Annotated in this window: 17 protein-coding genes and 3 tRNA genes; 13 read left to right on the forward strand and 7 right to left on the reverse strand. The window is 64.9% G+C overall.

The genetic code is table 11. The features are described from left to right. Nucleotides 1–8 precede the first annotated feature (8 nt). Nucleotides 9–83, reverse strand: a tRNA-Val gene (locus tag GS424_RS06980). A gap of 160 nt (nt 84–243) precedes the next feature. Here GS424_RS06980 and GS424_RS06985 point away from each other — a divergent pair. Further along, a tRNA-Ile gene (locus GS424_RS06985) sits at nt 244–318 on the forward strand. A 54-nt stretch (nt 319–372) separates the two neighbouring features. Here the strand turns inward: GS424_RS06985 and GS424_RS06990 are convergent. Continuing rightward, a complete protein-coding gene (locus GS424_RS06990) occupies nt 373–885 on the reverse strand; it encodes a DUF6125 family protein (RefSeq protein ID WP_154334049.1) in 513 nt (170 codons plus the stop codon). Between the two features lie 181 nt (nt 886–1,066). On the opposite strand from GS424_RS06990, the gene GS424_RS06995 reads away from it, so the two are divergent. The 4 genes from GS424_RS06995 (at nt 1,067) to GS424_RS07010 (ending at nt 4,124) form a co-directional block, all read left to right on the forward strand. Then, nucleotides 1,067–2,380 carry an acetyl-CoA hydrolase/transferase family protein gene (locus GS424_RS06995; RefSeq protein WP_160941809.1) on the forward strand — a complete coding sequence of 438 codons (1,314 nt, stop codon included), beginning with the start codon at nt 1,067–1,069 and terminating at the stop codon, nt 2,378–2,380. A gap of 72 nt (nt 2,381–2,452) precedes the next feature. Then, a complete protein-coding gene (gene trpS / locus GS424_RS07000) occupies nt 2,453–3,499 on the forward strand; it encodes a tryptophan--tRNA ligase (protein ID WP_160941808.1) in 1,047 nt (348 codons plus the stop codon). A gap of 127 nt (nt 3,500–3,626) precedes the next feature. Beyond that, nucleotides 3,627–3,701: transfer RNA gene (locus tag GS424_RS07005), tRNA-Asn, on the forward strand. A gap of 219 nt (nt 3,702–3,920) precedes the next feature. Further along, nucleotides 3,921–4,124, forward strand: coding sequence for a cold-shock protein (locus tag GS424_RS07010; protein WP_101722236.1), 204 nt, complete (start codon nt 3,921–3,923; stop codon nt 4,122–4,124). Between the two features lie 90 nt (nt 4,125–4,214). On the opposite strand, the gene GS424_RS07015 is transcribed toward GS424_RS07010, so the two are convergent. Continuing rightward, entirely contained in the window at nt 4,215–4,592 is a 378-nt protein-coding gene (locus tag GS424_RS07015; protein ID WP_154334046.1) for a MerR family transcriptional regulator, read from the reverse strand. A 162-nt stretch (nt 4,593–4,754) separates the two neighbouring features. Between GS424_RS07015 and GS424_RS07020 the strand changes: the two genes are divergently transcribed. The 4 genes from GS424_RS07020 to GS424_RS07035 all read left to right on the forward strand — a co-directional run bounded on the left by GS424_RS07020 (nt 4,755) and on the right by GS424_RS07035 (nt 8,468). Then, a complete protein-coding gene (locus GS424_RS07020) occupies nt 4,755–5,294 on the forward strand; it encodes a flavodoxin family protein (protein WP_160941807.1) in 540 nt (179 codons plus the stop codon). A gap of 39 nt (nt 5,295–5,333) precedes the next feature. Then, complete coding sequence (locus GS424_RS07025; protein ID WP_160941806.1) at nt 5,334–5,753, forward strand: cupin domain-containing protein; 420 nt, start codon at nt 5,334–5,336, stop codon at nt 5,751–5,753. 187 nt (nt 5,754–5,940) lie between these two features. Then, nucleotides 5,941–8,001, forward strand: a complete 2,061-nt coding sequence (locus GS424_RS07030; protein WP_160941805.1) for an ABC-F family ATP-binding cassette domain-containing protein — start codon at nt 5,941–5,943, stop codon at nt 7,999–8,001. After that, nucleotides 7,998–8,468, forward strand: coding sequence for a tRNA (cytidine(34)-2'-O)-methyltransferase (locus GS424_RS07035; RefSeq protein ID WP_160941804.1), 471 nt, complete (start codon nt 7,998–8,000; stop codon nt 8,466–8,468). The genes GS424_RS07030 and GS424_RS07035 overlap by 4 nt, the downstream gene beginning before the upstream one ends. Here the strand turns inward: GS424_RS07035 and GS424_RS07040 are convergent. Continuing rightward, a complete protein-coding gene (locus tag GS424_RS07040) occupies nt 8,395–9,387 on the reverse strand; it encodes a LysR family transcriptional regulator (protein ID WP_160941803.1) in 993 nt (330 codons plus the stop codon). The two genes, GS424_RS07035 and GS424_RS07040, sit on opposite strands and share 74 nt — an antisense overlap. 113 nt (nt 9,388–9,500) lie before the next feature. Further along, the gene (locus GS424_RS07045) at nt 9,501–11,147 is read right to left on the reverse strand and encodes an FAD-dependent oxidoreductase (RefSeq protein ID WP_160941802.1); all 1,647 of its coding nucleotides are present in this window, start codon (nt 11,145–11,147) and stop codon (nt 9,501–9,503) included. Between the two features lie 548 nt (nt 11,148–11,695). Between GS424_RS07045 and serC the strand changes: the two genes are divergently transcribed. After that, nucleotides 11,696–12,775, forward strand: coding sequence for a 3-phosphoserine/phosphohydroxythreonine transaminase (gene serC / locus GS424_RS07050; RefSeq protein ID WP_154334041.1), 1,080 nt, complete (start codon nt 11,696–11,698; stop codon nt 12,773–12,775). Between the two features lie 100 nt (nt 12,776–12,875). Here the strand turns inward: serC and GS424_RS07055 are convergent, their stop codons facing one another. Further along, nucleotides 12,876–14,375 (reverse strand): FAD-binding protein, encoded by a 1,500-nt coding sequence (locus GS424_RS07055; protein WP_160941801.1) that lies wholly within the window; start codon nt 14,373–14,375, stop codon nt 12,876–12,878. Between the two features lie 323 nt (nt 14,376–14,698). On the opposite strand from GS424_RS07055, the gene GS424_RS07060 reads away from it, so the two are divergent. Then, entirely contained in the window at nt 14,699–16,045 is a 1,347-nt protein-coding gene (locus GS424_RS07060; protein ID WP_160941800.1) for a helix-turn-helix transcriptional regulator, read from the forward strand. A 102-nt stretch (nt 16,046–16,147) separates the two neighbouring features. Here the strand turns inward: GS424_RS07060 and GS424_RS07065 are convergent, their stop codons facing one another. Next, nucleotides 16,148–16,930 (reverse strand): glucose 1-dehydrogenase, encoded by a 783-nt coding sequence (locus GS424_RS07065; protein WP_160941799.1) that lies wholly within the window; start codon nt 16,928–16,930, stop codon nt 16,148–16,150. A gap of 328 nt (nt 16,931–17,258) precedes the next feature. On the opposite strand from GS424_RS07065, the gene GS424_RS07070 reads away from it, so the two are divergent. Both GS424_RS07070 and GS424_RS07075 read left to right on the forward strand, forming a co-directional pair. Next, a complete protein-coding gene (locus GS424_RS07070) occupies nt 17,259–17,936 on the forward strand; it encodes a site-2 protease family protein (RefSeq protein WP_160941798.1) in 678 nt (225 codons plus the stop codon). Between the two features lie 13 nt (nt 17,937–17,949). Further along, nucleotides 17,950–18,741, forward strand: a complete 792-nt coding sequence (locus GS424_RS07075) for a segregation and condensation protein A (RefSeq protein ID WP_160941797.1) — start codon at nt 17,950–17,952, stop codon at nt 18,739–18,741. Nucleotides 18,742–18,745 lie beyond the last annotated feature (4 nt).

Genomic DNA, 18,745 nt, shown 5'->3' on the forward strand with positions numbered 1-18,745 from the left:
TGAATTTATGGTGGTCGCTACAGGATTTGAACCTGTGACCCCCGCCGTGTGAAGGCGATGCTCTCCCGCTGAGCCAAGCGACCGTTTCGGTTGCGGCGTTCGCAACGTTTGGATATTTTACCGGTAGTTCCAGATACGCGCAAGGCCCTTTTTTCAATTTTCCCGAAATTGGTTTTCAGGCGGGTCTTCGTTACCCTCTTGGCATCCGCGCGCGTTTTGGGATAGAATAGCGGGACGCTGTACGGGCCTATAGCTCAATGGTGGAGCAGGGGACTCATAATCCCTTGGTTGCAGGTTCGAGCCCTGCTGGGCCCACCACGAAACCGCAAGCCGGCTGCGCGACGACCTCGTGCAGCCGGCTTTCTCATATCCTCACGCCTTCAGCGTGAACTTCCAGGCGCAGTTGCAGGTGTCGTCCACGATGTCGGGGTAGCAGCTGAGGCACGCGGTGGCGATGCGGTCGTCGATGGCGGACGCGAACACGCCGTACTCCACCACGCCCACGCTCTTGCAGGGGTGGAACCCCATGCCCTTGCGCTCGCGCGCGTTCTGCACGCGGCAGTCCACGATGCGGTACACGAGCTCGTTGCCGTCCACGACGATCTCGTCCACGTTCGCGGCCGACTGGCAGCGCAGCGCGAGCGCCCGCGCCAGCCCCTCGATGCCCGGGCGCTCGTCCAGCTTGAGGAACTTCTTGATGCGCCGCGCCTCCGACACGCTGAACCGCCGCCATGCCTCGACGTCGTGGTGCATGGCCGCGTCCATGCCGTCCTCGGCCTCGATGGATTGGAACCAGGTGCCGTCGAGCGCGATGAGGTTCTTCGCGTAGATCTCCAGCAGCTCGATAAGCTCGTCTTTGGACAGGTTCTGCACGGCTTCGTTCATGGGGCTTCTCCAACTTCTCCTCGCGGCGACCGGGCTCGTTTCGCATGCAAGGGATTATAGCGCGCGCGACGGGCCCCTCCGCGCCTCCGGCGTTCCTCAAATCGGCGCATTTAGGGGTTCATTCCCCGAACCGCAGCATCCAGAATGAACTCCGGAAGGGGAAACGTCGAGGAGCGAGGCTATGGGAGAACCCTGGGAGCGCCACTACGAGCAGAAGGTCATGAGCGCCGAAGACGCGGTGCGCGCCTTCGCGCCGAGCGGGTCGAAGGTGTTCATCGGCGGCCTCGACGTGGCGCGCCGCACCCTCGAAGCGCTGCTGCAGCGCGTGCTGGCGGGCGAGGTGGAGGGCATCGAGCTGCACGGCAACATGACGAACGGCGACCTGGGGCTCGACCGTCTCGCGGTGCCCGAGGGCCGTTTCCGCTACCGGTCGTTCTTCAACGGCGCGAACGAGCGCGCGGGCATGAGGGCCGGTTCGGCAACCTACGTGCCCCTGCATCTCAGCAACACCGAGCGCTACCTGGCCTCCGTGCGGCCCGACGTGGCCATCGTGCCGATGACGCCGCCCGACGAGCACGGCCGGTGCAACATCGGCCCCCTGGGCTTCACGCCGGCGGGGCTGCGCCACGCGCGCGCCATCGTCGCCCAGATCAACCCCTGCCTTCCGGCGGTGAACGGCACCGCCCACGACTACCACGTGTCCGAGCTGGCCGCCGTCGTCGAGCACGCCGAGCCGCTCGCGCCCGTCGCGCCGGCGGCCTGCGCGCCCGAGGAGCTGAAGATCGCCGAGCACATCGTCGATCGCGTGCGGGACGGCGCCTGCATCCAGCTGGGCATCGGCGGCCTGGCGAACGCGGTGGGGCAGGGGCTGCGCTCGAAGAGGCACCTCGGCGTGCACAGCGAGATGTTCCCGGACGTCATGGCCGAGCTGCAGCGCGAGGGCGTCATCGACAACAGCCGCAAGACGCACCTGCCCGGCGTGTCGGTGGCGGGCTTCGCCGTGGGCACGCCGCAGCTGCACGCGTTCATCGAGCGGAACCCCGCGGTGCTCTTCACGCCCTACGAGCGCGTGAACGACTTCGACGCGATCCGCGCGAACGACGACATGGTGTCGGTGAACTCGGCCATCGCGGTCGACCTCACGGGGCAGGTGTGCGCCGAGAGCTTCGGCAGCCGCCAGTACTCGGGCACGGGCGGGCAGGTGGACTACGTGCGCGGGGCGGCCGCCTCGAAGGGCGGCATGTCGTTCGTGGCGCTCACCAGCAGGGCGCGCACGAGCGCGGGCCCCGTGTCGAAGATCGTGCCCACGCTCGCGCCCGGCAGCGTCGTCACCACGCTGCGCACCGACGTGCACCTCGTCTGCACGGAATACGGCTGCGTCGACCTGCGCTTCTGCGACATCCCCACGCGCGCGAAGCGGCTCATCTCCATCGCGCACCCCGACGTCCGCGACGAGCTGGCCCGCGAGGCCCGCGCGCTCGGGTTGCTGTACTGAGCGGCGAAAACCGCTATACTGGGTCGGAGCAAACGCCAAACGAGGAACCGAGATCAACGGAGAACCGACACCATGAGCATCGATAGTTTTGAAGCGAGCCGCAAGCGCTCCGACGAGATCCGCGCCGACCTGCCCGTCCATCCCGAGAAGTACACCATGCTCACCGGCGACCGCCCGACGGGCCGGCTGCACCTGGGCCACTACTTCGGCACCATCCGCGAGCGCGTCGCGCTGCAGGATATGGGCATCGCCACGCGCATCATCATCGCCGACTACCAGGTGATCACCGACCGCGACACCACCGAGCATATCCAGGACAACGTGTACAACATGGTGGTGGACTACCTCGCCTGCGGCATCGACCCCGAGAAGACCATCATCTTCACGCACTCGGCGGTGCCGGCCCTCAACCAGCTCATGCTGCCGTTCCTGTCGCTGGTCACCGAGTCCGAGCTGCTGCGCAACCCCACGGTGAAGTCGGAGATGGACGCGTCGGGCCACGCGCTGACGGGCCTTCTGCTCACGTATCCCGTGCACCAGGCGTGCGACATCCTGTTCTGCAAGGGAAACATCGTGCCGGTGGGCAAGGACCAGCTGCCGCACATCGAGCAGACCCGCCAGGTGGCGCGCCGCTTCAACGAGCGCTACGGCCACGTGTTCCCCGAGCCCGAGGGCGTGCTGAACGACGCCGTGGAGATCCCCGGCCTCGACGGGCGCAAGATGTCGAAGAGCTACGGCAACGCCATCAGCCTGTCGCTCACCGCGGAGGAGACGGCCAAGCTCATCAAGAAGTCGAAGACCGACGCCGACCGCCTGATCACCTACGACAAGGAGAACCGTCCCGGCGTGTCGGCGCTCCTCACCACGGCCGCGCTGTGCACGGGCCGCACCGAGGTCGAGATCGCCGAGGAGATCGGCGAGGGCGGCTCGGGCGCGCTCAAGAAGTACGTCACCGAAAGCGTGAACGAGTTCCTCGCGCCCATCCGCGAGCGTCGCGTGCAGCTGGCCGGCGACAGGGGCTTCATCGAGGACGTGCTGCACGAGGGCAACCGCCGCGCCAACGAGATCGCGAACGCTACGCTCGACGAGGTGCGCGCGGCCATGAACATGGTGTACTAGGCCCTTTTATGCGCATGAGCTGGCCGGATCGACGATTATCGTGCATGTGCCCGATTTTCCGAAATTCGGTATTGCGAAAAGATGAGGTTCCGGTATAATCTTCACTTGCGCAATCAAGGGCGCACATTCCTCGGTAGCTCAACGGCAGAGCATCCGGCTGTTAACCGGAGGGTTGTAGGTTCGAATCCTACCCGGGGAGCCATGAACTTGCAGGAGGCCAGACATTCGTCTGGCCTCCTTTTTTCGCTGCAGGCCCGCATGTGGATCGTGTGTGCTCGCATCTATTACCCGTGCGCTCTCCGCATTCGCCGGGGCGGGGCGTATAGTGGGGTGCGCGACAAGATGTCGCCTGTCTACGGGAGCGCCGCTCAAGGATGTGCGCTGCCGGTATGTGCCCTTCGGGGTGGAAAGTTAGGTTTGTATGTCTCAAGGTACGGTTAAGTGGTTCAACGCTGACAAGGGCTACGGCTTCATCTCCCAGGAGAACGGCGAGGACCTGTTCGTCCATTTCAGCGAGATTCAGGGCGACGGCTACAAGAGCCTCGACGAAAACGCCAAGGTGGAGTTCGTGATCGCGTCCGGCTCCAACGGCAAGAGCCAGGCCACCCAGGTCTGCGTGCTCTAAGCGCTGATAGCACGAGCTGACGAAGCGGCCCCGAGGGGCCGCTTTTTTGTTGTCGCGAAGCCCGCGCCTGCGGCGTCCGCCGCGACCTCGTCAGCCGCGCAGCTTCTTCTCGGTCTTGCGGATGGTCTGCTCGTAGTTGTCGATCTTGTAGTTCAGGCGGTCGAGCCCGGCCTGCATCTCGGCGATGCGCGCCTGCACGAGGTCGCGCTGCTCCTCGAGCAGCGCTTTGCGCGCCTCGAGCGTCTCGTCGCCCTCTTCCAGCAGGGCCATGTACTCGATCAGCGCCTCGATGGACACGCTCGCCCCGCGCATGCACTTCACGAACTGCACGCGCATGCAGTCCTGCTCGCTGTAGTCGCGGATGCCGCTCGCCGTGCGGGTGACGTTCGGCAAAAGGCCGATGCGCTCGTAGTAGCGCAGCGTGTCGGCGGACAGGCCGTACTCTTTGCTCACTTCGGCAATCTTCATGGGATGCTCCTTACCTCGTACGTGCATTGAAGCACATGGAGCGCACTCCAAGTCAAGCGATCGGGCGAAAGCGGATTCGGTCCATATAACCTCTTGACTTGGAGTGAACTCGAAGGAATAGGATGGAACCCGTCAGACATCCAAGACGAGAGGACGAAGCATATGACGAAGCGCATTCTGGTGATCGCGGCGAGCCCGCGCAGGGGCGGCAACTCCGACCTGCTGTGCGAGCGGTTCATCGAAGGGGCCCTCAAGGCGGGCAACATCGTGGACGAGGTGTTCCTGCGCGAGCGGGAGATCGGCTTCTGCCGCGCCTGCGACTACTGCCGCAGCCACGACGGCGCGTGCGCCCTGCGCGACGACGCAGCGGCCGTGCTGGACAAGATGGCCGAGGCCGACGCGATCGTGCTGGCGACGCCCGTGTACTTCTACTCGATGGACGCCCAGCTCAAGGCGCTCATCGATCGCACGGTAGCCCGGTATACCGAGTTTTCGGGCAAGGAGTTCTACTTCATCGCCGTCATGGCGGACGGGAACAAGGCGCTCATGGAGCGCACGATGGAGGGCCTGCGCGGTTTCACCGACTGCCTGCCGGGCGCCGTCGAGCGCGGCGCGGTGTACGCCGTGGGCGCGTGGGAGAAGGGCGCCGTCGTCGGCAATCCGGCGATGGACGAGGCGTACGAGCTGGGGCTGGGCGCGTAGGCGCGCACCGGCTGCGATCGACGAGGAAAGGACGGAACCATGGACATGAACGAGAGCCTGGGCCCGGCGGCGGTGTTCCCGCTGGGGGAGCGAAACGACGCCTACGCGGCGTACTTCGCAGGGCAGAGCTACCTCGCGCCGCTCGCGGACGCGGATGCGGGCGTGGGCGTGAGCAACGTGACGTTCGAGCCGGGATGCCGCAACAACTGGCATGTGCATCACAAGGGCGGCCAGATCCTGCTGGTCACCGGCGGGCGCGGCTACTATCAGGAATGGGGCGCGCCGGCGCGCGAGCTGAGGCCGGGCGACACGGTGAGCATCCCGCCCGAGATGAAGCACTGGCACGGCGCGGCGCCCGACAGCTGGTTCTCGCACGTGGCCATCGCGGTGCCGGCCGAGGGCGCGTCGAACGAGTGGCTCGAGCCCGTGTCGGACGAGGAGTACGCCGCGCTCGCGTAGGCCTACCGGGCGGGGGCGCCGCGCGGCGAGGCCGCGCCGGCCCCGCCGCCCGGCCTCCGATGTAGTTGCTTTCTGGGAACGGGGAAGCTGCTTCGCCACAAGCGGCTTCTTCCGCTATCATAAACAGGCTGCGTCCATTCGGCGCGGCGCCGCAGCAACCCGCACAAGCAGAAAGCACGCACGCATCATGATCATGCAGCTCGAACATATTTCGAAGTCGTTCGGAGGGCGCCAGCTCTTCCACGACGTGACGTTCCGCCTCGAGGAGTACGAGCGCCTCGCGCTCGTGGGCCCGAACGGCGCCGGCAAAACCACTATGCTCAACATCATCTCGGGGGCCGAGGACGCCGACGAGGGCCGCGTGCTGTTCGCGAAGGGCGCGCGCGTGGGCTACCTCGAGCAGGAGGCCATCGAGATGTGCGACCAGCCCATCTTCGAGGAGGTCATGTCCTCGCAGGTGGAGGTGCTCGAGGCCGAGCGCCGCCTGCACAAGCTGGAGGCCGAGCTGGGCGAGAACCCCACGCCGCAGCAGCTGGCGGCCGCGGGCCGCGCCCGCGACGCCTACGAGGTGTTGGGCGGCTACACCATCGAGGCGAAGGTGCGCAGCGTCATGTTCGGCCTCGGCTTCAAGGAGGACGACCTCGCGCGCTCCACCACCGAGTTCTCGGGCGGCTGGCAGATGCGCATCGCGCTGGCGAAGCTGCTCATCCGCAACCCCGAGGTGCTGCTGCTCGACGAGCCCACCAACCACCTCGACCTGGAAAGCGTGAAGTGGCTCGAGGGATTCCTGCGCGGCTACGCCGGCACGGTCATCGTGGTCAGCCACGACCGCGCCTTCATGGACAACATGGTGGACCGCGTGGCCGAAGTGGACAACGGCCAGGTCAACCTCTACAAAGGCAACTATTCGGCCTATCTCAAGACGCGCGATGAGCGCCTCGAGCGCCTGCGCGCCGAAGCCGCGCGGCAGGCCGAGGAGATCGCCCACATGGAGGCCTTCATCGAGAAGTTCCGCTACAAGGCCACGAAGTCCAAGCAGGTGCAGGACCGCGTGAAGAAGCTCGAGAAGATCAAGCGCATCGAGCTTCCCGAGGAGAAGAAGACCGTCAAGTTCAACTTCAAGCAGCCGCCGCGCACGGGCGACGAGGTGGTGCGCGCCCGCAACCTCGTGAAGCGCTACGGCGACAAGGCGGTGTACGACGGCTTCGACTTCACCATGTACCGCGGCGACAAGATCGCGCTCGTGGGCCCCAACGGCGCGGGCAAGTCGACGCTGCTCAAGATGATCGCCGGCGCCATCGAGCCCGACGCGGGCACCATCGAGTACGGCGTGCACGTGTCGAAGACGTACTACGCGCAGCACCAGCTGGAAGAGCTACATCCCGGCAACACCGTGTTCGAGGAGCTCGACCACGCGGCCCCGGGTTGGAGCATCTCGCAGGTGCGCACGCTGCTGGGCGCGTTTTTGTTCACGGGCGACGCGGTGGACAAGAAGGTCAGCGTGCTGTCGGGCGGCGAGAAGAGCCGCCTCGCGCTGGCGAAGATGCTCGTGGCGCCGCGCCCGCTGCTGTGCCTCGACGAGCCGACGAACCACCTCGACATCGCGAGCGCCGACATCCTCGAGCAGGCGCTCAAGGTGTTCGAGGGCACCATCCTGTTCATCACGCACGACCGGCACCTCATTCGCGGGGTGGCGAACCGCATCGTGGAGATCGAGCCCGGCAAGGCGACGAACTACGACGGCGACTACGACTACTACCTGTTCAAGAGCGGGCAGCTGGACGGCGACGGGCCCAGCGGGCCGTCGCTCGTCGACGAGATGCTCGACGAGGACCGGCAGGCGAAGGCGACGGGGAAGGCCAAGGAGCCTAAAGCGAAGCCGATCGCGAAGGCGGAGGCCGCAGGCGCCTCCTCGGCGGAGCTGACCGCACCGCGCGCGAGCTCGCCCAAGACCAAGGAGCAGAAGCGCCGCGAGGCCGAGGCGCGCAACCGCGCCTACGCCGCGCTCAAGAACCACCGCAAGCGGATCGCCGATCTCGACCGCCAGATGGAGCGCGACAACGCGCGCATGGCCGAGCTGCTCGAGCAGATGGCCGACCCCGACTTCTACATCAACGAGGACGCCTCGTCCGACGCCGTGGCCGAGCATACCAAGCTCAAGCAGCGCCTGGCCGCCGCCGAGGAGGAGTGGTTCCTGCTCACCGAGGAGCTGGAAGAGGAGATGGCGAAGCAGGCGGAGCAGCTGTGACGCAGCCTTTGAACATCGTGCTGGTTGAGCCGGAGATCCCGCAGAACACCGGCAACATCGCGCGCACGTGCGCCTGCACGGGAGCGCGGCTCCACCTCGTGGAGCCGATGGGGTTCCGGCTGAGCCAGAAGAACCTGGCGCGCGCCGGATGCGACTACTGGGACGAGGTGGACATCGTGCGCTGGCCGTGCGCCGCGGCGTTCTTCGAGGCGTGCGACGGCGAGGAGCTGCACCTGTTCACCGGCCATGCAGCCCGCTCGTTCGCCGAAGTCTCCTACGGCGAGGGCGCCTACCTCGTGTTCGGCCGCGAGAGCCGCGGCCTCGACCGGGAGGTCATCGACGCCCGTGCCGAGCGCTGCGTGCGCATCCCCATGCGCGACGGCCTGCGCAGCCTCAACCTGAGCAACGCCGTGGCGGTGGCAGCCTACGAGGCCCTCCGCCAGCAAGGCTACCCCGCGCTAAGCTAGGAAGCGTCCCCGGAGGGCGTGCTTCTTCGAGCCCGTCGAACACGGCGCGTGCGCAGGCGGCGAAGTCGCGCGCAACGGCATCGAGCTCGGCGTCTCTCCAGGCGATCACGATCTGCATGCGCTCGACGTCCAGCTCGAGGGGGACGCAGGCGACGCGGTCCTCGTACGCCCGCCGGTACCATGTCGAGGCGGGGTAGAGCCCCAAACCCGCCTCCACCATCGACACGATGGCCTCCTCGTTGTCCACGGGGCTGGTCGCGGTGAAGGGCACCCCTCCGTCTTTGAGCACCTCGGCGGCGGCCGAGATGCCGTGCGGGTCGTATCCCGACGAAGCGCACAGCAGCTGCTCGTGCGCGAGGTCGTCGATGGTGGCGGTGCTTTTCCGGGCGAGCGCATGGTCTTTCGGCACGTACACGCACGGGCTCCCTTCCGCAACGGGCACGAACCTCATGTGCGGGAACTTGCGTGCGACGAACTGGTTGCCGAACGCGATGTCGGCGCGCCCGTCTTTGAGGCAGGTGGCCAGCTCGCTGATCGATTGCTTGCAGAACCGGATGGGCGCGTCGGGGTTGTCGCGTGCGAAAAGGGAGACGATGGGGGCTATCGAGGCGGCGACGAGCGTGGAATTGAAGCCGATGGTGATGGCGGGCGGCGGTTCCTCCGAAAGCGCTTGCGCGGAGGCGACCGCCTTGTCGTAGCGGGAGACGACGTCCTCGACGGCCTCGACGAACCGATCTCCCGCGACGGTGGTGGAAACGCCCCGGTTCGTGCGCGTGAACAGCGTCGCGCCCACTTCGGCCTCGACGGACGCGATGGTGCTCGACATGGTGGATTGCGCCATGTAGCATGCTTCGGCCGCTCGCGTGACGTTCTTCAGCTTCGCCAGGCTGACCACGCAACGGAGCTTGTGGATGTCCATCGTGCCCTCCCTTGTCTTGGCTTCGCCTCCAAGCTACCAGGTTCGAGGCGAAGCCGCAACGATGATGAAACCGCTGTTCGCAACCGCAGAACGCCGATGGAGGGGGCCGGGCGTCAGAGGGATGCGAGATGCTTCGCGGCGGTTCTGCCGCCGTGGGCGGTCCAGCCCTGTTGGGATCCGGCGGCAATGCCCACGTCGTACGACGAGCCGTACAGGCCGCCCGCGTCGCAGCCTGCCGCGTACAGCCCGCCGATGGGGCTGCCCTCGGTGCTTATCACCTGGTTGTTCGTGTTCACCTTGAGCCCGCCGACGGTGCAGTAATACGCTTTGGCCAGCTTGAACGTGTAGAACGGCGCCTCTTTCACGGGTTGCAGGTAGTCGGCTTTCTTCCCGTAATCGGCGTCGGCTCCCTCGGCGCACAGCTCGTTGTAGTGCTCCACGGTGGCGAGGAAGGACTCGCGTTCCATGCCCGTGAGATCGCAAAGCTCCTCGAGGGTGTCGGCTTTGAAGATGTAGGGGTTGCCGGCAGCTTGCTCTTTCTCGAATTCGCCGTGGAACTCGGTCATGGGCTCGCCGGTCCTGATGTACACCCCGCGCCCGTTGTAGCAGCCGACTTCGGTGATGTGCCGCATGGCGGCGGCGTCGATGACGTTGAACACTTCGCGCTGCAGGCCCATCGCGTTTCCCGTGAACGAGAAGTTCGTCACGATGCCCTCATTGGCGAACCGCTCGCCGTGCTCGTTCACCCAGAGCATCGGCTGGCGCCCCGCGCATACGTTGAGCTGCGACGATGCGCTCATGCCTTTGATGGCGCCGCCGCACATCATCATCGTGCCCAGCACGTGGGTATCGGCGCCCGCCTCGAGGGCCATCTGGATGCCGTCGCCCGTGCGCTCGGGCGTCCCCATGACGGTGAGGTCGTCGTAGTCGTGCATGGTGTACTCGTTGATCATGTCGGCGTTGTCCGCGTAACCGCCGCTCGTCAGGATGACGCCGCGCGCGTTGAATTGCACGAGATCCGATCCGGCCTTGGCGATGACGCCGCTCACGGAGCCGTCGTCGGCGATGACCAGCTGCTTCGCAGCGGTTTTGACGAGCACGTCCACTCCCTGGCTCCGGCAAGCCTCCGCCAAGCGCTTCGTGAAACCCGCGCCCATGCCTTCGTAGGTGTGCCAGGTTCGAAGCGAGGGCCCCAGGGTCTCGACGCCGGTGAACACGCCTCCCTTGCTCTCGAGCCAGGCGATGGTGTCGCCCGATGCGTCGAAGAACGCCTTCGTCAGCTCGGCGTCCGCCATCCAGTGATGGTATTCCATGACCTTCTGGAGCACCTCGGCCGTGGTGTAGTCGACGTCGGCTTCCTGCTGCCAGTGCGAATCGATGGCGAACATGCCTTCGGCGTACGAGCTCGTTCCGCCGGTCACGCTCTCTTTCTCGAGGAGCACCGTGTTCAATCCCTGTTCGACGGCTTGCAGCGCGGCGGCCATGCCGCCCACGCCGGCGCCGACCACGACGACGTCGACATCGCGCGTTTCGGTGGGCGTGAGTACCGCGTGTTCCTGCGTTGCCGCGGTGTCGTCCCCCTCGGTTTTCGGGTCGCCTTTCGCCGTGTTTTCCGTCGGCGCGCATCCTGGGGCGAACGTGCCCATGGCGAGCGCGGCTCCGGCCGCGATCGACCCTTGCAGGAAGCTCCGTCGAGAGAGGCCGGCGCTTTCCTCCGAACGCTTGGACGCGTCCTCTCCTCGTGCGTTTTCGGTGTCCATATCTCATCCTTCCCCGTATGGCCGCTCCTTGCCGTCGGCCCGTGACCCGATTGTACGGGCGGGTCGGGCGGTTTCGCCATCGGCCCTTTCGATGCCGCGATGGGAACATCCGATGGCGGTTGGCAGCCGCTTTGGCGGGGCGTTGGGCGTGTCGTCGGGTGCCGGCCCGAACGCCCGCTTCCGCGCGCGGCCTTCGTCGGCGCGGGAAATCCGGGATTCTAGGCAATTCTTTCGTTTTGCGTGCGATTTCGATGCGTCTCGTGCCGAAATGGGCGAAGCGGTTTCCAGCGACCTGGGCAAACGCTGGCCCCTGCCGCACGATCGCATCCGAAAAGCCTTCGAATCTGCCGGATTTTCACGCAAAACGAAAAAATTGCTTACCATTCGTCGATTCGCGTGTCGCCGAGTCTCTTCGGGCGGTTGCGCACACGCGCCCGGCGCCGTCCGCGCCGCATTCGCTGCTTTAGCGGGATAAAGCGTGCGCGGAGCGCGGGCTTGCGTGTATACTTGACCCCATTATCTGCGCACGTTTCAAGGAGGTCGTTCCTATGGCTCGAGTGTACAACTTCTCCGCCGGTCCCGCGGTGCTGCCCGAGGAGGTGCTGCGCGAGGCTGCCGACGAGATGCTCGATTACCGGGGCTCCGGCATGTCGGTCATGGAGATGAGCCACCGCTCCAAGCCGTTCGCCGCCATCATGGAGGCTGCCGAGCAGGACATCCGCGATCTCATGGGCATCCCCGACAACTACCGCGTGCTGTTCTTGCAGGGCGGCGCGTCCACGCAGTTCGCGATGATCCCGATGAACCTCATGAAGAACAAGGTGGCCGACTACGTCGTCAGCGGCTCGTGGTCGAAGAAGGCGTTCAAGGAGGCGAAGCTCTTCGGCGACGCGCGCTGCGCAGCCTCGTCCGAGGACGAGAACTTCAGCTACGTGCCCGACGTGCGCGCCCTCGAGCTGTCCGACGACGCCGACTACGTCTACATCTGCCAGAACGAGACCATCTACGGCACCGTGTACCACGAGCTGCCCGACACCAACGGCAAGCCGCTCGTGGCCGACGTGTCGTCGTGCTTCCTGTCCGAGCCGATGGACGTTGAGAAGTACGGCCTCATCTACGGCGGCGTGCAGAAGAACGTGGGCCCCGCCGGCGTGACCATCGTCATCATCCGCGACGACCTCGTGTCCGAGCCGCTTCCCGGCACTCCCACGATGCTGCGCTACGACACGCACGTCGACGCGAAGAGCCTGTACAACACGCCGCCCGCGTACGGCATCTATATGTGCGGCAAGGTGTTCCAGTGGCTCAAGGCCCAAGGCGGCCTCGAGGCCATGAAGCAGCGCAACGTGGAGAAGGCGCAGCTGCTGTACGACTTCCTCGATGCGAGCACACTGTTCAAGGGCACGGCGCGCACCGAGGACCGCTCCATCATGAACGTGCCGTTCGTCACCGGAAGCGACGAGCTGGACGCGAAGTTCGTCGCCGAGGCGAAGAAGGTCGGCATCGAGAGCATCAAGGGCCACCGCAGCGTCGGCGGCATGCGCGCCAGCATCTACAACGCCATGCCCCGCGAAGGCGTCGAGGCCCTCGTGAAGTTCATGGAAGAATTCGAAAGGGAGAACGGGTAGGGGACGATCCTGCCTTTGGGAAACGATCCCTCGGTCAACGAGAAGGCGCGCTTGCAAGCGCGCCTTCTCGCATCTTGGGTTCGAAGCTCGGTTTCGTCCTCTAGAGATCGCTTACGGCTTCACGGGCGGCAAGGCGCCCCGAATTCAAAGCAAAGCAGGTGTTCGATCCGCTGCCCAAATAAGTGCCGCGGTGGAAACTCGAGTTGGCGGTGTCTCCCGCTGCGTACAGGTTGGGGATGGGCTGGCCTTCTTCTGAGATAACGCGTGCACAGCCATCCACGACGAGGCCGCCGATGCAGCCGCCGACGAGAAGCGACACTTTTTCGGCATACAGCGGATCGCCGTCGATGCTCACGAGGTGCTCGGCGGGTTTTTGATAATCCTCGTCGATCCCCGTCGCCGAGTAAGCGTTGTATTTTTCGATGGTGTCGACGAACGTCGCCGTATCCGCGCCCATGAGAGCAGCCAGTTCCGTTGTCGTCTCTGCTTGAAGCATGTTTTCGTTTCCAGCGTACTGCTCCATGTCGTCGAGGCAGTTTTGCTGGCCCATGATGGAGAACATCTTCTCGGCCCCGCCCTTTTCGACTGCGGTTTCGTACATTCCCCGGTAGAGCCCCGCTTCGTTGCCGAAGCGCCGTCCGTCGCCGTTCACGAGCACGCCGTCTTCCCTCAACGTACCGCCCGACGCTTGGTACACGAAGCGACCGCGCACGTATGGTATCTCGAAATGGATCTCCGCTCCTATGTCCTTGCCCATCGTTATCGCATGTCCGGTGGCGCCCGTGTATCCTTGCGCGCTGTAAACTATGTTTTGGCCGAGCAAGTTGGGGAAATGCCCGTTGATGACGGGGTTGCCTTCGCCGCCGATGCCCGACTCGAAGCTGCCCGCGGCAAGGATCGTTTTTTTGGCCATGAACCTGCGGGCCTTCCCGTTGCTTTCCGCGACGACGCCCGCAACGGCACCGCCGTCGTCGACGATGAGGCTCTTCGCCGCCGTTTTCAGGTAGATGGTTCCTCCCAGTTGCTCGAACTTTTCGGCAAGCGCATTGGTCACGACGCCGCCTGAGGCCAACTCGGCGGTTTCGCTCGGGCTTTTGAACAGGATGGGGGCCGAAGCGTCGGGCCTGCTGTAGTTCGTCAGGGTGTGCATCTTCACGCCGAGTCCTTCGACCCATGCGAGCGTGTCGTTTATCGAGCCGGTCACATTCGCCATGAGCTCTTCGTCGGCGTTGTTTTTCGTCTCCTCCATCCAATAGTCGAACAGCGCTCGGGCGTCCATGTATTCGCCGGTACCGTCGTCAAGCGATACCGTCTCGCAGCCGCTCAGGGCGAACGTGCCTCCAGTGCTGTTGAGCTGCTCGATTACGGCAACCGTCTTGCCGGCTTCCGCGGCAGTCGTAGCTGCGGCAAGGCCCGATCCGCCGCCGCCTACCACCAGGACGTCCACCGATACGTCATCTTTCTCGGCGCCGCCGCCCTTGGATTCGGAAGCCGGCGCGCAACCTCCCATTTGTCCGATTGCGGCTCCCAAGCAGGTTACTCCCATCACCTGAACGAAGCCGCGTCGAGTTAAAGCTCGTGCGTTCGCGTTGTCTTGCATCACGCCTCCTCTGTTTCGTCGCGTTTCGGCCGCATATGTTGGGCCGTCCTTCGATGTGGATGCCCGTATCGCACGCATCGCGGCAGTCTGCCTCCTTCCGGTTCGGCGAGGCCGTTTCGATCGGGGATCGTCTTCGAGCATAGGACGACGAGGCGAACGGGCAATCTCCCTGCAAGGGGTATGTTCGGCCGATTCCGTCCCCTGCGAGGAAAAATACCCCTTCCGGGATGATGCGAATCCGCTATTCCTAGCTTGAGCCGACGAGAAGGTGGCTACACTTGTACGGTAGTCGTGCAGCTTTTCGTTCGTCAGAAAGGGATGCGATGGCGTTATCGAAGGCGCGAGGATACGCCTTGCCGTTGACGGCGGGCCTGCTCGGAGGCGTATCCTTGATAAAAATCGGTCTTTCTGCCAGCCTGCCAAACGCTGCGTTTCAGCTTGAAGGGACGGCCCAGTCCGTCATGGGCTTGTCCTACGTTGCGGCGTTTGTCTTGTTGGTTCCGTGCGTGCGTCGGGATCGAACGATCTTTTTCAAAACGCCGCTCATCGTCTTGCTCGGCCTGCTTTTGGCGATCGGTCCCGCGTTGCTGTTTTTCCCGGTCGGGTCGGGCGGGTCGGCATCCGTGCTGACGGTCGTCGGATTGGCTTCGCATGCGGCCGGCAACGCCTTTTTCCTGTGCGCGCTCATCGTCATGTATTCGGAATCCGATAGGGAAAACAGGATCAAATCCCTGCTTTTGGCGAGCGCGATATCGTGCCTCGTCTTCTCGTTTGGGACGCTTCTTCCCACGATGGCCTTGCAGTTCTTCTTCCTTGCGGTCATCGCGGCTTTCCTTCTTTCGTTCTCGATGACGAGCATTCTGGTCAAACGGGACGGTGAAAGGAAACCGGTCGACTGCACGCGCCCGCTGCCGTTCGCGCTATACGTTGTCTATGGGTTCAGCATGGGCACCATTCCGGGATTGGATCTGTCGGAAGCGCCGCGCTCGCCGCTCAGCGAGTTTTACGTCGTCGCTATCGTCTTGGTCACGCTTGCCGTTGCGCAGCTGTTTCTCCCCAAGGGCGCGAAGGCTTTGCGTATGATTCAGGCGGCTATCGTCGTGTTCGGAATACTCGCGCTGCTACCGCTCGGCATATCGATGACCTCTTCGATACAGGTGATGCTCATCTTCTCCTGGCTATTGTTTTGGGTCTATCTTTTTCTGGGCATTCCGCCGGTTCGCGGAAAGAAAGGCGTCGATCCCCTCGCGGCGATCGTCGGCAGTTTCGCGATCGGGTGGATCGTTTCGAGAGCCGCGCATTTCCGGCTTGCGGAAACCTATCCGGAACTGAGCATAGGGCTGAGCCTGGCGGGCGCCGTCATGACGATAGCGATACCTGCTTACTCCCTCGTCCTGAGCTTCAAGCGCTCCAGGCGAGAACCGCCTGGAGCGCCGGTTGACGGAGGCGATCGGCTTGCCCGGTCGTGTAGCGCCCTTGCGGGGGAATTCCAACTCACCAAGCGCGAGGAAGAGGTTCTTTCGCTGTTGGCCGCAGGGCGCGGCAGGCAGTACGTGTCCGAGGCTTTGGTGATTTCCGAGGGGACCGCCAAAACGCATATCAAACATATTTACGCAAAACTCGGCATCCATTCCAAAGAGGAGCTTTTGGATTTGGTTCATTCCCGGTAGGGAGCCCGGCAGCCGGTTTCCGGGAGCGGCTGCCGGGGCGGGGACGGTGCGTGGCATGCGCTAGGCCGCCCCTTGTCGACGATGCGCCGTGCTCGCGTTCTCCTAGTACGCGCTCCAGCCGCCGTCGATGGTGAGGGTTTCGCCGTTGATGAAGCCGGCCTGGTCGGAGGCCAGGAACAGGGCGGCGGCGGAGATCTCCTCGGGGGTGCCGGAGCGGGTGGCGCCGGCGTAGCCCGTCGTTGCCTTCGCCATGCCGCGCTCGCTGGGCTGGCGCATCCCGACGCCGATGTTCGTCTGCGTGTTGCCGGGGCAGATGGCGTTGCAGCGGATGCCGGTGTCGGCGTACATGAACGCCACGTTCTTCGTCAGGCCCACGACGGCGAACTTCGAGGCCGTGTAGGCGCAGCCGCCGCGCCCGGCGCACAGGCCCGACAGCGATGCGGTGTTGATGATGACGCCGCCCTGGCCGCGCTCGAGGAAGTAGCGCACGGCCTTGCGGGTGCCGTACATCACGCTGTTGAGGTTCACCTTCATCAGACGCTCCCACACGTCGTCGTCCATCTCGGCGATGGGCAGCAGGTTGTCCATGATGCCGGCGTTGTTCACGATGATGTCCATCTGGCCGAACGTCTGCACGGCGCGGTCGACCATGCCCTCCACGGCGTCGCGGTCCGACACGTCGACCTTGACGACGTCCAGGCGCTCGCCGTACTCGGCCAGCTCCTGCTTGAGCGCGGCGAGGGCCTCCTCGTTGAGGTCGGCGGCCAGGCAGTTCGCGCCCGCCTCCAGGAAGCGCTGGACGATGCTCTTGCCGATGCCGGACGCGCCTCCGGTGATGACGGCGGTCTGGCCTGCGAGAACGGGGTTGTGACGTGACTCGGGCATGGCGGCTGCTCCTTCTTGAAATCGGGAAATCGTGCTTGAAGCGTATCATGCGCGCCGGGGCACGTTGAAGCGGTCCGGCGGCGAAAGGCCCCTCCCATGCCAAGCGCGGAAGCCGCGCGACACGAGCGGCGCGAAACCGCTCTCCAACGGCGACGCCCGCCGAGCATCTTCGCCCCAAACGCACGCTCCGGGAGATCGAGGCGTGCGTTTGAGGCGAAGATGCGTCCTTGTCGGCCGTGCCCCCCCCCCGGGGGCGGCGTTCGCTCCTTGTGAAGTTTCCCTCCCGGCGCATGCCGCCCCCTGCGGTTGCGGTAAACTGGTCGGCACTATGATTTCGATACCCTACCTTATATGCTCCATCCTGAGCTTCGTCCCCGCCATCGTGTGCCACGAGGCGTGCCATGGCTTCGCCGCCTACAAGCTGGGCGACCCCACGGCCAAGCGCGCGGGCCGGCTGTCGTTCAACCCGCTCAAGCACATCGACCCCTTCGGCACGGTGATCATGCCGCTTCTGCTCATGGCCATGAACATGCCCGTGTTCGGCTACGCGAAGCCGGTGCCGTACAACCCCGCCTACTTCAAGGACCCGCGCAAGGGCGACCTCATCGTGGGGCTGGCGGGCCCGGCGGCCAACCTCGTGCTGGCCATCCTGGGAGCGGCGGTGTACACGGCGATCATGCTCGTGCTGCCGGTGAACCAGCTGGCGCAGAACGAGATCTTCTACTACTTCCTCACCTTGTTCCTGCCCATGTTCTCGCTCATCAACCTGTACCTCATGTTCTTCAACCTGCTGCCCATCCCGCCGCTCGACGGCTCGTCCATCTTCGCCTTCTTCCTGCCGGCGAAGTACCTGCCGCAGTACTACAAGGTGCAGCGCTACGCGATGCCGGTGTTCCTCGTCGTGGTGCTCCTCGTGCCGTACGTGCTGCACTTCAACCCCATCGGCATCTACCTCGACGCGACGGCTGGCAACGTGTTCGACCTGCTGTTCTCCTTCGGCGGGTAGAAGAGGCGCGGTCGTGTCGTACAAGGTTCGCATAGACAGCTTCGAGGGGCCGTTCGACCTCTTGCTGTACCTGGTCAGCCGCCAGAAGGTGGACATCGGGGCCATCTCCATCACGCAGATCGCCGACCAGTACCTGGCCGAGGTGTCGCGCATGGACAACCTCGACCTCGACGTGGCCAGCGACTTCCTGCTGGTGGCGTCCACGCTGCTGGAGATCAAGGCCGAGAGCCTGCTGCCGCGCGAGCGCGACGCGGTGGAGGACGAGTTCGACGAGCTCGCGCCGAGCGAGGCGCGCGACATCCTCGTGGAGCGCCTGCTGGCGTACAAGCAGTACAAGAACGCCGCCAGCGCGCTGCACATGCGCTTCGTGTCGGAGGGCCGCATGCATCCGCGCCCGTTCGGCCCCGACGCGCGCTTCCTCAACCTCATGCCCGACTACCTGAAGGACGTCACGCTCGACGGCCTGGCGCTGCTGGCCGCGCGCGCCTTCGCGCGGCGCGACGTGTTCCTGCTGGAGTCGGAGCACATCGCCGCGAAGCCCATCCCGGTGGAAGTGCACGTGCGCGCCATCCACCAGCGCATCCAGAACAAGAAGCGCCTGAGCTTCTCGGAGCTCGTGGACGAGCGCACGCCCGTGCCGGTGGTGGTGGTGACGTTTCTCGCCGTGCTCGAGCTGTACAAGCGCGCCATGGTGAAGATCGAGCAGGACGAGCTGTTCGGCGACATCGACATACGCTACATCGAAGGGTCGGGCGAGCTCGTGCTCACGGGCGACGACGCGCTCACCTCGGTAGGGGAGGATTAGGCCC

The sequence above is a fragment of the Eggerthella guodeyinii genome (assembly GCF_009834925.2).
Taxonomy (GTDB): Bacteria; Actinomycetota; Coriobacteriia; order Coriobacteriales; family Eggerthellaceae; genus Eggerthella; species Eggerthella guodeyinii.

Excerpts from the sequence above, each read along its gene's own strand:
- GS424_RS06990 (WP_154334049.1), bottom strand. The coding sequence starts at position 885 with ATGAACGAAGCCGTGCAGAACCTGTCCAAAGACGAGCTTATCGAGCTG.
- GS424_RS06995 (WP_160941809.1), top strand. The coding sequence starts at position 1,067 with ATGGGAGAACCCTGGGAGCGCCACTACGAGCAGAAGGTCATGAGCGCC.
- trpS (WP_160941808.1), top strand. The coding sequence starts at position 2,453 with ATGAGCATCGATAGTTTTGAAGCGAGCCGCAAGCGCTCCGACGAGATC.
- GS424_RS07010 (WP_101722236.1), top strand. The coding sequence starts at position 3,921 with ATGTCTCAAGGTACGGTTAAGTGGTTCAACGCTGACAAGGGCTACGGC.
- GS424_RS07015 (WP_154334046.1), bottom strand. The coding sequence starts at position 4,592 with ATGAAGATTGCCGAAGTGAGCAAAGAGTACGGCCTGTCCGCCGACACG.
- GS424_RS07020 (WP_160941807.1), top strand. The coding sequence starts at position 4,755 with ATGACGAAGCGCATTCTGGTGATCGCGGCGAGCCCGCGCAGGGGCGGC.
- GS424_RS07025 (WP_160941806.1), top strand. The coding sequence starts at position 5,334 with ATGGACATGAACGAGAGCCTGGGCCCGGCGGCGGTGTTCCCGCTGGGG.
- GS424_RS07030 (WP_160941805.1), top strand. The coding sequence starts at position 5,941 with ATGATCATGCAGCTCGAACATATTTCGAAGTCGTTCGGAGGGCGCCAG.
- GS424_RS07040 (WP_160941803.1), bottom strand. The coding sequence starts at position 9,387 with ATGGACATCCACAAGCTCCGTTGCGTGGTCAGCCTGGCGAAGCTGAAG.
- GS424_RS07045 (WP_160941802.1), bottom strand. The coding sequence starts at position 11,147 with ATGGACACCGAAAACGCACGAGGAGAGGACGCGTCCAAGCGTTCGGAG.
- serC (WP_154334041.1), top strand. The coding sequence starts at position 11,696 with ATGGCTCGAGTGTACAACTTCTCCGCCGGTCCCGCGGTGCTGCCCGAG.
- GS424_RS07055 (WP_160941801.1), bottom strand. The coding sequence starts at position 14,375 with ATGCAAGACAACGCGAACGCACGAGCTTTAACTCGACGCGGCTTCGTT.
- GS424_RS07060 (WP_160941800.1), top strand. The coding sequence starts at position 14,699 with ATGGCGTTATCGAAGGCGCGAGGATACGCCTTGCCGTTGACGGCGGGC.
- GS424_RS07065 (WP_160941799.1), bottom strand. The coding sequence starts at position 16,930 with ATGCCCGAGTCACGTCACAACCCCGTTCTCGCAGGCCAGACCGCCGTC.
- GS424_RS07070 (WP_160941798.1), top strand. The coding sequence starts at position 17,259 with ATGATTTCGATACCCTACCTTATATGCTCCATCCTGAGCTTCGTCCCC.